Raw genomic sequence first — 14,102 nt, 5'->3', positions numbered from 1 at the left:
TGGGCGGCTACCGCGAATCTACGAATTGGGCTCCGCAAATGTACGGATTCGGTGTCGCGAATCTACGAGTTTGCGATACTCTCGCGGGGTGACGGACTTTCTCCCACGACACGCGGCCCCCGTCGCGAGAGAGTACCTCGAGCATTTCCCCGGCATCGTGATCGAAGGGGCACGCCAAGTCGGCAAGAGCACCCTCGCGCAGGAGATCGCCCAGCCAGACGCACTGATCCGAACACTCGATGATGAGCAAGTCAGGGCAGCGGCCATCGCTGACCCCGCCGGGTTCATCGCCGAAAGCGGCGAGCGTCAGCAGGTCATCGACGAGATCCAGCGGATGCCATCACTGACGCTCGCGATCAAGGCGTCGATCGACCGAGACCGTAGACCGGGGCGGTTCATTCTCACGGGATCAGCAAGTCTGCTTCGGGTGCGGGGCACGGTCGACAGCCTGGCGGGTCGCGTGGGTCGGATGAACCTGCATGGCCTGAGCCGCGGCGAAATCATGGGCACTGCGGATGACTTCGTCAGCACGGTGATCGACGGAATCGAGACCATCACGAGCGCCGAGTCTCACTACACCCGCACCGGTTACGCAGCCCTGCTTGCGGCTGGCTCCTACCCCGAGATTTACGCCGCAACACCTCGCGTGCGTACAGCGTGGTTTGAGGGTTACGTTCGAGGTGTCGTCGAGCGAGACATGTCAGAGCTCAAGCGCGAAGTGCGGCCTGCCCGGTCGATGGCAGTGTTGCGCACGCTAGCGGGGCGACAATCAGCAGAACTCGTCAAGGCGACGTTGGCCAGTGAGACTACGGTGCCAGCAACCACCATCACGGGCTACCTCGACCTCGTACATGACGTCGGTCTGGTCGCGAGCCTTCCGCCGTGGACGCCCAACCTCGCCAAACGCGAGATCGGTCGACCGAAGACCTTCATTGCCGATTCGGGGCTCGCCCTCTGGCTCGCACGGGTAACCCCAGACCAACTCGGCCGACTGGAGTACGGTGAGGCGTTCGGTGCCTTCCTCGAAGCGTTCGTGGCCGCCGAATTTTTGAAGCAGCGCACGTGGTCGGCGCGGCCGTACGACATCTTTCATTGGCGCGACCGCGACGGCGGCGAGGTCGACATCGTCATCGAGCTCAACGACGGCAGCGTGATCGGCATCGAAGTGAAGTCGGCGAGCTCGTTCACTGCCCGACAGTTCACGGGGCTCGCCCGAATGCGCGACGCTCTCGGCTCGAAGTTTGTCGCCGGCATCGTACTCAACACCTCCGAGACGGGTTATCGCTATGCCGATCGGCTATATGGCGCGCCCGTGTCAGCGCTCTGGAACTAGCCTGGACGAGAGCGTTTCACCCCCGGCACACCCACCCCACTGAACCGCGGGGTGTTCCCGCTGGGGCAAGAGAAAGAGGACCACATGACTGACGTCGCCACTGCCGGAACCTGCCCCGTTGTGCACGGAGCCCACACGTCGAAAGACGGTTCGGTCAAAGAGTGGTGGCCGAAGGGGCTCAACCTCGACATCCTCGCTCAGCACGACACCAAGACGAACCCGCTCGGGGCTGACTTCAACTACCGCGAAGAGCTGAAGAAGCTCGACGTCGACGCACTAGTCAAAGACGTCAAAGAGTTGCTCGTCACGAGCCAAGACTGGTGGCCGGCCGACTGGGGCCACTACGGCGGGCTCATGATCCGCATGGCCTGGCACTCCGCGGGCACGTACCGCATCGCCGACGGCCGCGGTGGTGGCGGGTCAGGCACGCAGCGCTTCGCTCCGCTCAACTCGTGGCCCGACAACGCGAACCTCGACAAGGCGCGTCGCCTGCTCTGGCCGATCAAGAAGAAGTACGGCAACCGCATCAGCTGGGCCGACCTCATGATTCTCGCCGGCACGCTCTCGTACGAGTCGATGGGCCACAAGGTCTTCGGCTTCGCCTTCGGTCGCGAAGACCTGTGGCATCCCGAGAAAGACACCTACTGGGGCAGCGAGCAAGAGTGGCTGGCGCCGAGCGACGAGCGCTACGGCAGCGTCGATGACCCGAGCACGATGGAGAACCCGCTCGCCGCCGTGCAGATGGGCCTCATCTACGTGAACCCCACCGGAGTCAACGGCGTGCCCGACCCGCTCAAGACCGCCGCCCACGTGCGCGAGACCTTCGCGCGCATGGCCATGAACGACGAAGAGACCGTCGCGCTGACCGCGGGTGGTCACACCGTCGGCCGCACGCACGGCAACGGCACCGCCGAGGTGCTGAGCGCCGAGCCCGAGGGCGCCGACATCACCGAGCAGGGCCTCGGCTGGAACAACCACGTGAGCCGCGGCATCGGCAAAGACACCATGACGAGCGGCATCGAAGGCGCCTGGACGACCCACCCGACCCAGTGGGACAACGGCTACTTCACGATGCTCTTCAGCCACGAGTGGGAGCTGCGCACGAGCCCGGCCGGCGCACCGCAGTGGGAGCCGGTGGCGATCGCCGATGACGACAAGCCCTTCGATGTCGAAGGCACGGCGCGTCAAAACCCGATCATGACCGATGCCGACATGGCGATGATCAAAGACCCGATCTACCGCGAGATCTCTGAGCGCTTCTACAACGACCCCGAGTACTTCAGCGAGGTCTTTGCGCGCGCCTGGTTCAAGCTGACCCACCGCGACATGGGGCCGCGCAACCGCTACGTCGGGCCGCTCGCGCCGACCGAAGACCTCATCTGGCAAGACCCCGTGCCCGCCGGCAAGGCTGACTACGACGTGGCGGCGGTCGCGGCGAGCATCCTGAACAGCGGTCTGTCGATGACTGACCTGGTGACCACCGCGTGGGATTCGGCGCGCACCTACCGTGATTCCGACAAGCGCGGCGGAGCGAACGGTGCCCGCATTCGTCTGGCCCCGCAGCGCGACTGGCACGGCAACGAGCCGGAGCGCCTGCACCGCGTGCTCGCCGTCTACGAGGCGCTGTCGGCCGAGACTGGCGTCAGCGTGGCTGACCTGATCGTGCTGGGCGGCAATCTGGCGGTCGAGGATGCTGCGCGCAAGGCGGGCGTCGAGGTGAGCATCCCGTTCCACCCGGGACGCGGTGACGCGACGCAAGAGTGGACCGACGTCGACTCGTTTGCTCCGCTCGAGCCGATTCACGACGCGTTCCGCAACTACGTGAAGAAGGACTACACGGTGCCGGCCGAAGAGCTCATGCTCGACCGCGCCAGCCTCATGAACCTGACGGCGGTCGAAATGACCTGCCTCATCGGCGGCATGCGCGTGCTCGGCACGAACTTCGGTGGCACTAGCCACGGCGTCTTCACCGACACCGTCGGCGCGCTGACGAACGACTTCTTCGTGACGCTGACCGACCTGGGCTACGTGTGGGAGCCGGCCGGCTTCAACGCCTACAACCTGCGCGACCGCACGACCGGCCAGGTGCGCTACACGGCCACCCGCGCCGACCTCGTGTTCGGATCGAACTCGATTCTGCGCTCATACGCCGAGGTCTACGCGCAAGACGACAGTCGCGAGAAGTTCGTGCACGACTTCGTCGCCGCCTGGACCAAGGTCATGAACGCCGACCGCTTCGACCTCGTGGCGAGCTAGCCACCAGCGCGTCCGGCCATTGGATGCTCGGCCAGGGGAGTCGATGGACTCCTGGACTCACTTTTCTCCTGGCATACGCGTGATGCCCGACTTGGGAAATCAGGCATTCGCGACGGCGTTGTGGCGCTCAACGCTTGAACTGAAAGGTTAGCCGTTACGCAGGCGCGATGTGGAGGCGTGTGCTGCTGGTGGCGCACCAGTCCCCTAATGGGCTGTCTCTACGCCGCCGGATTCGGACGGCGCGGACGAACTGACCGGGCGTGGCGCCCTCCGGAAGGAGGCCTGCGGGTATTCCCGTAAGCCAATCGCTGCCGACAAGCAGTGCAACGGTTCCCGAAGTCGAGTGCTCGATGCTGACAATTCTGCCTTCGATCGCGTCAGCGTGATCCCAGGTGGAGAGGGCTTCCCAATGCGGCTGGCAGATCATGCGTTTCGGGCAGAATCGGCACGTGGCTGCATCAGGGCGGGCGGTGATGCCAGCCAACAGCCTCGCGGTTCGGATGTCGCTGAGGAGCTCGGCAGTTGCTGAGGGGGTCACACCGATCTCTACGGGTCCGCTCTGGAGGCTGAACACGATCGCACTTTGCGGAAGCGAGCCGTAGGTCGCCTGGAAGAGGTGCGCGTAGAACCTCATCTGGTGCTCTATCGCTGGCGATGACAGCACAGAGGCGTCGCGTCCAGTCTTGAGATCGACGATGAGTCCGCCGGGGCCGGGAGCTACTAGGTCAACGATGCCGAATAGATGCTCCTGGTCGTCGACAAGCATCAGTTCACTCAGGAGCCCCGTACGCTCACTCGCGCGGCCGAGTATCGCTGCAAGTTCCTTCCCCCTGGACTTCAGGCGTGCCCGCGTGATGATTGCCTGGGGCATGCGCGCCGGCTCCGCACCGTGCACTTCCGCGACTTCGTCAAAGCGTTCCTGCAGTCGCCCTCCTGGGTCTGGAAACGACCACTCTCCTGCTTCAGCCCAGGCTTGCAACGCGAGGTGCGCCACCGCGCCAGCGTTGCTTGCGCTGTGCTCGGGCGGCTTTGCCGGAGCCGCAGTAGGCGAGGCGGAGGCGGGGCAAGACAAGAGGCGCCAAGTGGCTGTCGCTGACCACCATCGCGGCGCTTCATCAACGGAAGTCATGCACCTGCTAACTCGGAGTCGGAGATGAGCTTAAGTACACGGCGCGGATCGCGATCGAGGGTGAAGGAGTCGACAAAGACCACACCATTGAGCCCCTTTTCGGACGCCTCGATCTCGGCCATCGTCTCGGCGAGACGTGACGCAATGAGAGTCTCTTCTGAAGCCTCGAAGGCGTGGCGGGCGATCAATGCGAATGAACCGGCGCTGGGGCTGTCGTATCGTGCGACCGGGACGTTGTTGCCGATCAACTTCGCATTGTAGGCGCGCGCCCAGCGTTTGATGGCGGCCATTTCTGTGACGCGATCGACATTCAGTGGCCGCCCCTGTAGCAGGCGAAACAGGTCCCTAGCGAGCCGCCAATCGAGTAGGGCGTGATAGGCCATGTTGCCGTAGTCCCGTAAGCAGCGGTAGCACGAAGAACTGCAATCATCCGCGTGCGAGGGCTCCTCCAATTCAGTCAGGTAGGTGTCGATCGCGCCGAGGAATTCGGGCAGGAACTCCTGTGAGCCGAGTCGGGTGCAGAACCCTGCACCGTTCTCGAGGGTGTCCGCGAGAAATGCATATGTTGAGGGTTCAGTTCCAGTGACGCCTGAGTAAATGCCGGCCGCCAACTCTAGGGGCTGAATGTCGAGTGCCGCGGAGGCGACGGTGCGCAAGAGGAACGCAAGCGAGTACCAGCCGGCACGTCTGCTATCGGTGACTTCGTCAGCGCCATACGGCTGGCGGACGCCCGAGACGAGGTTTAGCCTTAGCCCAGCTTTGGAGTCCGTAGGTGCAGCGGCGCCGGCAAAGAAGAAATCGGTGTGTTGGATCGCGCCGAGGGCGACGTTTATGGGGTCGCCAATGGCGAATGACGAATGGAGCAGTCCGGCGTCGATCGCGCGAGTCGAGACGTAGCCGCCCCATTCGGGGCCGCCCGGAGTCGCCCGGCGGAGAGAGAAGAGCTGTCCACCGTTGTCGTTGATGACGTACCGAGAGCCGGGGCCGGCCAAGATCAAGGCGTTGCCGGGAGTCTGACGGGCGAGGGCGTCCATGTCGGTCATTGCTCGTGCAGCCATAGCGCGGGGGCTCCACGAGAAGTTGCCATCGAAATCCGTGCCGGGCGCGCTTCGGAACCCCAAAGGTTCACGGAGCGGGATGGTGTTGTATGAGCCGGGTCCGGCGCCACATCTTGGGCATGTGAGGACGATCTGCTGTTCGCCGAGATAGGAGCAGGCGCGACAAACGGACAACAGCGATTCAGCGCCGAGCGGTTCAGTTTCGGCCTGGGGGCGCGGACCGAATGGCTTAAACGCGGTGATCCCAACAACTGGGTAGACGGTTCCATCACGAACGACTTCGCTCATGGGAGCGAACTGACTGACGGCCATGCTCAAGTCGCGGTCGATGACCCCAGCTGGCGGCCATGGGTAGGAGCGCTGCGGCCGCTTCAGGTAGAGGTACCGGACCGAAGTGGGGAAGCCGAACATTGGCAGTAGACCACTTTCGGCGAGCAGCTGACTGAGATCCGCGTGGCGCTGGGTCCGAGCCGCGTTATCGATGTCGTCGAGAAGGGTGCTTGCACACCTCGCTGCCTCCTCTTCTGCGCTGCCCTGGAATGCCGTACTTCGGGCGAGAGATCGCGCAGTTTCCCGAGCAACATCTGTGTTGTTTCGCAACCAGTCTTCGAGTCTGGGCCGGAGCATCGTTTGCCAGTCGGCGGCCTTACCGAACGCGCCATGCACGTTCGCGCTAGCGTCTTCGCCGGCCTCTGCGGAGATGAAGTCAGACGACGCCTGGCGGAGTATCTCACTGCGGAGCGAGCGGGAGAAGATCTCGGGCCGATCTAGGGCGAGGTAAGGCTTCGGTGTCGGGTCGTTCGTGATGCGATCCGGTCGTTCGAAGTAATACTCGTCGTGGCTGCGGCCGCGGCAGACGGTCAGCGCGATCGCGACTGGCGAGTTGCGGCGCCCCGCGCGGCCGACCCGCTGCTGATAATTGAACCGGCTCGGTGGCATATTGCCGAGGACGACTGCCGAGAGCGCGCCGATATCGACTCCGGCTTCCATCGTCGTGGTCACCGAGAGGATGTCAATGGCATCAGTTAGCTCATTCTCGCCAGAGCCCAGGAAGACGTCCTGGAAGCGTGATTGGCGGGACTGCGCATCGATGCGATCAGTCTGGCCAGTCAGCTCTGCGGAATTGAGACGGAACCTGCCGTCGTCCCGGATGGCTTTCCACGAGTAGTAGTCCTGGGTCAGGTCAATAGGGACAGCAGTGGCGGGCAGCGGCTTAGCACACTTCGTGCAGTAACCATTACCAGTGCTCAGGTGTTGGCGGCTACATCTGTTGCATATCCAGGCACGTCCTTCACCAACCCGCAATACGACAGCGGAGGGGTCGATCAGATACTCCGTTATTGCGGTGTCGGCTCTGCTCAAGGCGTCGTCGCGGAGGCCATCTATGGTGGATGCTCCTGCGGCTGCCACTGCTGTCCAGAACTTTCGGAGTTTGGGGGTCGGCTCGTCGCGGCGAGTGCGCAAGCCAAAGAACCGACGCTGATCGGCAAGGATGCGCAAGGCCGCGCGTGCCTGTCCGGTGGCAGGATCAGCCGGAGTTTCGGCTGGTGAGGTGTCGGATGCAAGCGCTAGCCAGCCAAGGCCGAGGGATTCGAAATCGCGCCCCCCGCCTGAAAACAGCCCCTCTAGAAGCTCCTCCTCAAGGGAGCGGGCGATGTCACTAAGTAGAGACTTCTGCGGGTCAGTGAGTCCTGGCTTTGGCGTGGGCGGCGTGGAGCTCCAGTCGTATAGCTCGGACCATGGCACAGCGGGATCTTCGGCGGTCTCGCGGAGGCGAGCGCGCGGGCCTCCAGGGTTCATTCCAAGCTTGAGCAGATCGGAAGAAACCTCGGCGACGAGCTCCCTCAGAGATGGCGGGGCGGCGAGCGCGGCCTTGAGTCGCTCGGCGTCGGCGAGGCCTGTTCCGGGCTTCCCGTCCCACACGTTTCGGAGTTCGTCAAGCGATGAGGCGTTGCGCTTCCTGAGCCGCTCGAGAGCGGCGAAAGACTCGGGAGTTTTCTCGTTACGAACTACGTGACCCTCAGCCAGTTCGACATCACTCACGCTGACGCCCGAGCTGGCAAGTCTTGTGTACAGCAACTGACGCAGGAGGTCCTGGTAATGCCGCAAACTCAGACCGGCAGAGAGCTTCGCGGCATCCTGTCTACTGTCGGTGAAAACGATCAGCTTGCGGTCTGCATCTGGAAGGTCATTGGCGAGCTCAGTAGTGAGCACCTGATTGATCTTTTCGAAGCCAGTTCGCATCTGCCGGATGGGGGAGCGCTGGGTGGCTGGATCTGTTGCCGCCAGCCTTCCATTGCGACCGAACTGGATCTCCCAGTCATCCCCACAGTTCGGACACTGCGTTGGGAATGGGCTCACGGTCTCTGGGGCGCGGCGCAGTTCACCAGTTGTGCTGTTTTTGGCGATGCGGGCGTGAAAACTCCATCCAGTGAATCCCTCGGCAATGTTGCTAATCTCGCCTGACGCCGGGATGAGCTTGCTCGGTCGGAAAGCGTATGCGACGGCATTGTTGTCGCGGCCCCAGGTGGTCGAATCGAGATTGGTCAAGGCGCCCTCCGGGCGCGGCCAGTAAACAAGGTAGTTGTCGGCGGTGCGCTGCAACGTGACCTGGTCGGGCAATTTAGCGAGTTCCGGTACGTCTGCAAGCAGCATCGTCTTAACTGCCGGCTTTTGGAGTTCGCCTTCGGGGGCAAAGCCACCAAGGAGGACGTCGCCACAGTTTTGGCAATAGAGCAGTTCGAGTACCCTAGCGCCGCACTCGCACCGAGTTGCCGGTTCGGCATAAAGTCTGCCCACGGTGCGATCTGCCTGCGGGTCGACGACGGCTGAACAGGCAGGGTCGCTGCATGCCCACATACCGACTACGTTGCGGAAGAAGAGATGAGCGCGAAACTTCGGATCGTGCGGCTGCGGCTCTTGGGCGAGCCCGGCAAGGACATTCGCGATTGCGGGCTCCGACACTTCGCTGGGGGTCCCGGGGAAGATCTCTTGAGCGACCTGGCTGAGCGTCATAGCCCCGCCAGCCCCATCGGCGTGAAGTACACCGCGAATAGCGCTCACCACACCCGCAGTTCTCCCGTCTGCAGCAGCGGCCGCCGCATCTGCGACGGCGAGAATCTCCGGGTCGACAGCAGGGGGTATCTGGTATCCGTCCGGGGTCGCGCTGGCTCCAGCGACAAAGTTGAACGTACCGGGCTCGACATCGAAGAACTGGTGCAAGTATTCCTCGTCTCGTGCGGGATCAAGCGAGGCTGAAGCCGCGAGGACTCGGAATTGCTCGGGTCGATCGTGCAGGCCGAGGCGGCGCTTCAGTGTCCGGAGCAGATAAGCGACCTCGGTGCCCGCGGTTCCACGGTAGGTGTGCAGCTCGTCAACGACGAGGGTGAAGACGTTGGCGGGGTTGTCTAGCCATCGGCGCGTGGAGTCGAAGAAATGGCCGTCCCGCTCGCGAAGCAGCATCACGTTCAGCATTGAGTAGTTCGTGATGAGAATGTCGGGTGGGTAATCGATCATGTCCCAGCGGGAGCGCATCTCGGCCCCGTCCAGGCGCGGCACGAAGTAGCGAAGATCGTCGTCATCATTGTCGACTGCGATCTGGCGCGCTCTGGCTCCGCGCTGGTCGGTCTGACGCAGGTAGCGGCGCAGTTCGCCGAGGGCGAGACTGTTGACACGACTGCCTGTAACTGGAGTAGCCCCGGTGTACCGGCCAAAGTAGAAACGGTGACTGTTTCGGTTCGCGTCGAGCCAGGCGCGGATGTCGTCATTGTCGAGAGCGCGACGCAGGCGGATGAGCTGATCGTCAACTAGCGCGTTCATCGGATAAAGAACGATCGCGCGGACAGCAGTTTCGCGACCGTTCTCCCCGTCGCGCTGAGTATGGAATGAGTTGTCACCGCCAGTCCACCAGTCAGACGCGGAGGCTCCACTCCCTGTCCAGGTGCGCGATTCGCTCAACATCGAGGACAAGAGCGGCATAAGAAACGACTCAGTCTTGCCTGAGCCGGTTCCCGCGGTGATCACCATATGCCGACCGCGCTGCAATCCCGCAGTAAGGGCTTCTTCCTGATGCCGATAGAGCGAGGGGACGCCCTGCATCAAGCCGGCGTTGATGAAGTCCGCCAGGTCAGGATCTGCGCCCGCGGCTGCGGCGGAATCAGCGAGGCTGCGGCCTGTGCTTTCGTACTCGGCCCGGAGCTCAATCAGAGGTTTGCGGTACGCGCCACCGTCGCGGTCGAGGAGCGCTCGGCGTTCGGCCTGAAGGCGTTCGTCGGCGAGGCCGAATGGCGTGTCGTAGTAGCGGAAATAGGCGTCGCGTAGGTGCTCGAACGTCTGGATCGCGTCCAAGTTCCTGGTTGTACTGGTCATGTGCGGACCGGGTCTCTCTGCTTAGCTGCTGGTCTGCAGCGTCTGCCCAAGCGAGGAGGCGACTCGGGCGGCGATTTCTCGGGGGACATTGTCGTAAAGGGAGGTCTCAGCGGCACTTCCGAATCGCGGCACAAACCCGCTACAGAGCACGAGTGCGCGCGCCTGGAGCGGCGGCAACGACGCTCCCCAGTCGACTATGACTGTGCCTGTTCTGGTTCGGTGATCGCCGTCGGGCCGCCAGCGGATGACGGTCTCGCCCCGCCGTGCGAGCTCGGCGAAGACTCCTCTTGAGAGGTCGGTGGCGTACCAGCCGCCCTCGCGTCGCAGTAAGTGTTGCCAGCGGCCGTTGACCTGCTCGCGGTGTAGGCCCTCGCTGGGATTCGGTCGGCTGGGCAATGTCGGCGCCCACGTTTGTGGGCTGAAGCTGGAGAGGTGCTCGAATGGCGAGTCGTAGGCTGGAGGTGCCGTCGGTTTGGCAGGGGCTGTGGTCCCGAGCAAGGCTGCTATTGCGGCTGCCGCGCAGCCAGAGTAAACCGCGCCGAGTGCTGCAGCGTACTCCTCGAGGTCGCGGGTTCGCTCGTAAGGCATGAGGATCGTGCACGGAGGGGGGATGTCTCGGCTGGAGCCAAGTCGTCGTGCTTGCTCCGCGTAAACCCCCTCTTCGTCGATTGCGCGGAGCAGCCGTTGCCGTCGTGCCCCGACTAGGACCGCGAGGCCATCGGCGAGCGGGAGCCTGGTGATAACTGGCGGAGCAACAGACCACTTCCCGTGCTTCCAATCGACTTCGCAATGGCCAAGCGCTGAGGCGTCTCGAAGCCATCTTCCCGTGGCGCTCTCGTGCAGATCGAGGTTCTCAGTCCGTGCAAGCCACGCGGCACGGGCGCGGAAGTCGGCGATCGTGCCGTTTCCGGCTTCGCTGATCCAGGCCAGCAGGAGGTCGCCGATCATGCCGCACCCCCGGCCATACTTAGCTGCATCATCCAGAGTCGCGCGCCATTCGGGTCGCTACATGCACGCTTCCATGCCTCTAGAACGTCAATTTCGATGTCGTGCTCTTTCGGTTCTGAAGCGCCGATCTCCGTGAGGCGCCAATGCGACCCGCGACGCTGGGCCAGCCAACAGGCGCTCGCAGGTGCACCAATCTCGAAGCGCGACGAGTGGATCTCGATGTCGATACTCGAGAGGAACGTAGGCGGTTCGGGTTCCGCCAGGCGCTCGGTGCGCCCATCGTCGTGCAAGAGCCAGGACTCGTCACGGCCGCGGCGCGCGAGTACCAGGTGAGAGCTGGCGGGGTCATGAACGCTGGCGCCTGTTACGGCGATCTGCTCGTCCTTCCCACTCATCTCTATGTCACTGGTCCAGCCGAGGGTAGCGGTACCTGGGGGCGGGGAAGGAGCTGGTCCCTCTTCCAGGGTGGTGAAGGAGAGCTCTTGCCCGTCAGCATCGACGACATGGCCTCCTGCCTCGCTGATGAAGCGACGCAGTTCAAGCGGGAAACCATTCGCCTGGAGCTGCTCACGACGACCGTCGAGAATTACGGTCGCGGGGCGCGGATCGACTCCGGAAGGAAGTAGTAGGTCCGGTTCGCCGCCGACCAGATAATGCGTCGCAGAGATTGAAGTGGCGATGGGAAGCCCGCGAACAAGCCGTGCGCGAGGAATCACAGCGGGGGTGACACCTATGCGGCGCAGGCCCGGAATTCCGTTCAGTGCTCGCTGAAGGGACTGGCCGTCGGTGAAGCGGACTTTTTCGAACATGGCGTAACCGGAGAGGAGAACGGACCCGCGCTGAGGCACGACACGCCAACCCTCTGCGGCGGCCTGGCTGAGAACTTCTTGAAACTCCGTGACGTGCGGGGCGCCTATCGCGACCAGATGCTCCTCGAAGGGAAGTATCCCCGGAGTTGAAGTCCAAGCACCCGTTTGTGGATCAGGTCGCAAGAAGATCACAGGTGATGGCGCAAACTCAGCCGTGAACTCGCTACCGCGCAGCTGGAATCCGGAAGTCAGCAAACCGGGAGTTACGGCCGGGCTTCCCTCAACAGAGTAGTATTCCAGGCCAGCCAAGGCGGTGAGGTTGACTTCCCGGTCGCCGTCCAGCGAGAGAACTGTGAGCTGCTCAGGCCCGCCTGGCGGGATGGGGAACAGCCAGCTAACCAGCCATGCATCAAGATCGATTTTGAGCCGCATTGCGATCCTTTGCTTCCCATCACTGGTCAGCACCCGGCCGTCCCACGATCGCGCATGGGCTTCGACAACCTCGGCGAGCAGCTGGCGAAGATCCGCGTCGCTTAGCGCACGCATAAAGGTCTCACTCAGCCGGTTCTGGGCCGCTGCCGTCCAAATGTCGAGCGCACGGGCGATGACGAGGGCATCAGGTGTCTCGCCGGGAGAGAAGTCGAGTGCCTGGAAGAAGCGGGTGAGCGCAATGCGATCGCTCTGTCGCACGAGGGCTTGTGAGAGTGGGTATCCGATCCGCTGAAGATGCGGGTGGTCCCGGATCGTCGAGGCCCCTACAGCACCGTCTTGCCTTTCAATCCACTCGTGCAACCCGCGCCACATCTCGACCGCGTCAAGGAAAGCACCGCCCTCCCTTAGGTCTTTACGCAGAGACTCGATGGTGCCCGGGTCGGCAACTGGGGTGAGCGCTTGCGCGAGCCGAAGGTAGTAGTTGGTGGAGCGCGCCTCCGCGTCGGATCGCATCCTGGTCGCAGCGAGCACCGTCAGGGCTATCACTGGCAGCACCGGTGGCGCATCAAGTTGCGTGCCCCGCTGCCACTTCCTGTAGTAGGCCATGATGGGCTCGAACATCAAACGGCCGTGCGCGAGTCGGAGCCGACTGCGCACCGCATGGGCAAGGTCATCTGATGCATTCTCGGCGTCCGGTCGGAGCCGAGTGAGCTCACTCTCGTCAAGAAAAAGCACAGTTGGGCCATCGTGTCGAAGCAAGAAGGCGGAGGAAAGCACCTTTTGCCAATCCTCGTAGTCGCCCATCATCGCGCCAGACCCTCCTGCAACAATTTTGATGTGAGGTTATCTTGAAACGCAGACAATCCTGTCGCCTCGCGCCGCCTCGCTGTTGAAGCGGCTTATCTGAGAGCAACAAGGCGCTGGCTGGAGGCTCAGTCTTGACTATGGACTCTTCAGACGCCAAGACCAGGCCGAAGCGATGCGGTTCAAGACCCGTGAACCTCGCGAGAGAGTTCGGCCATCAGTTCAATGCGCTGAGAAACCGGAAGGCGAGCCCAGTCCGTAAATATGCGCTCCTTGTCCGTCAAAGGTCGGCTACCGCGTTGCATCCACTGGAAGAGCTCCAGCTTGTCGGCGCGGCCGCCCACGTTCCGAACTCGAGTCAACACTTCATTCTTGTCAGGGGGATTCAATGTCGCGTCGCGAGACTCGTCGTTGCAGCGCTGGCACTCGGTACGCAGGTTGTCGTCGTCATCCGATCCGCCCCTCGCGACTGGAATGATGTGGCCGATCGTCAGAGTCGCGCGGCGGCCAGGGGCATCTGCGAATTCGCTACCACCAGCGATAAAGCACACCTGGCACGTATTGCCATCTCTATCGAAGATGCGACGGCGCTTAGCTCCAGTCACCGACTTGCGACCCGATGAAACTGGCGGCTTTTCGCCGAGGTCGACGCGAATGCCAATCTTCCGCACGAGGTACTCGTCGGGCTTGAGTGTCGGGTTCCCCTTGTAGTTGTCGATCACCCATCCGATCTCACGGAGATCGCGCATCCGCCGGTCAGCCTGCGAAACGCCAGGGACCGCATTGAACATCTCAAGCTTCGAGAACTTGTTGCCCTCGCCGACCAGAGCTACGAAGGCAGCCACCCTCGCCTTCGACGACTTGGGGCGCATCGGGTCTATTGGCAACGGAAACTCCTTGAGATCAACATGAGTTGTAGTTGGATTCTGGCCTATCAAACGCACATTGTCTGGGCAACGATGTAC

General features: G+C 62.9%; 7 protein-coding genes. 2 read left to right on the top strand and 5 right to left on the bottom strand.

Going from position 1 to position 14,102, the window contains the following annotated elements; genetic code table 11:
• Positions 1-88 precede the first annotated feature (88 nt).
• The gene (locus tag KL788_RS09925) at positions 89-1,333 is read left to right on the top strand and encodes an ATP-binding protein (RefSeq protein WP_293170888.1); all 1,245 of its coding nucleotides are present in this window, start codon (positions 89-91) and stop codon (positions 1,331-1,333) included.
• Positions 1,334-1,417: 84 nt separating this feature from the next.
• On the top strand, positions 1,418-3,589 hold the full coding sequence (gene katG / locus KL788_RS09920) for a catalase/peroxidase HPI (protein ID WP_293170886.1): 2,172 nt from the start codon (positions 1,418-1,420) through the stop codon (positions 3,587-3,589).
• Between the two features lie 154 nt (positions 3,590-3,743).
• Here katG and KL788_RS09915 read toward each other — a convergent pair whose 3' ends face one another.
• The 5 genes from KL788_RS09915 to KL788_RS09895 form a co-directional block, all read right to left on the bottom strand.
• Entirely contained in the window at positions 3,744-4,718 is a 975-nt protein-coding gene (locus KL788_RS09915) for a PD-(D/E)XK nuclease family protein (RefSeq protein ID WP_293170884.1), read from the bottom strand.
• A complete protein-coding gene (locus KL788_RS09910; protein ID WP_293170882.1) occupies positions 4,715-10,144 on the bottom strand; it encodes a DEAD/DEAH box helicase in 5,430 nt (1,809 codons plus the stop codon). The genes KL788_RS09915 and KL788_RS09910 overlap by 4 nt, the downstream gene beginning before the upstream one ends.
• A gap of 21 nt (positions 10,145-10,165) precedes the next feature.
• The gene (locus KL788_RS09905) at positions 10,166-11,092 is read right to left on the bottom strand and encodes a hypothetical protein (RefSeq protein ID WP_293170880.1); all 927 of its coding nucleotides are present in this window, start codon (positions 11,090-11,092) and stop codon (positions 10,166-10,168) included.
• A complete protein-coding gene (locus KL788_RS09900; protein WP_293170878.1) occupies positions 11,089-13,140 on the bottom strand; it encodes a hypothetical protein in 2,052 nt (683 codons plus the stop codon). The genes KL788_RS09905 and KL788_RS09900 overlap by 4 nt, the downstream gene beginning before the upstream one ends.
• Before the next feature lie 179 nt (positions 13,141-13,319).
• Complete coding sequence (locus tag KL788_RS09895; RefSeq protein WP_293170876.1) at positions 13,320-13,982, bottom strand: HNH endonuclease; 663 nt, start codon at positions 13,980-13,982, stop codon at positions 13,320-13,322.
• Positions 13,983-14,102: the final 120 nt, after the last annotated feature.

Source organism: Microcella sp., from assembly GCF_019739195.1.
GTDB lineage: Bacteria > Actinomycetota > Actinomycetes > Actinomycetales > Microbacteriaceae > Microcella.
Note: the sequence above shows the minus strand (reverse complement) of the source record. Positions and strands in the feature narration are given on the sequence as shown.

Bases quoted from the DNA above. Each gene is read 5' to 3' on its own strand.
- katG (WP_293170886.1), top strand. From the start codon at position 1,418: ATGACTGACGTCGCCACTGCCGGAACCTGCCCCGTTGTGCACGGAGCC.
- KL788_RS09915 (WP_293170884.1), bottom strand. From the start codon at position 4,718: ATGACTTCCGTTGATGAAGCGCCGCGATGGTGGTCAGCGACAGCCACT.
- KL788_RS09910 (WP_293170882.1), bottom strand. From the start codon at position 10,144: ATGACCAGTACAACCAGGAACTTGGACGCGATCCAGACGTTCGAGCAC.
- KL788_RS09905 (WP_293170880.1), bottom strand. From the start codon at position 11,092: ATGATCGGCGACCTCCTGCTGGCCTGGATCAGCGAAGCCGGAAACGGC.
- KL788_RS09900 (WP_293170878.1), bottom strand. From the start codon at position 13,140: ATGATGGGCGACTACGAGGATTGGCAAAAGGTGCTTTCCTCCGCCTTC.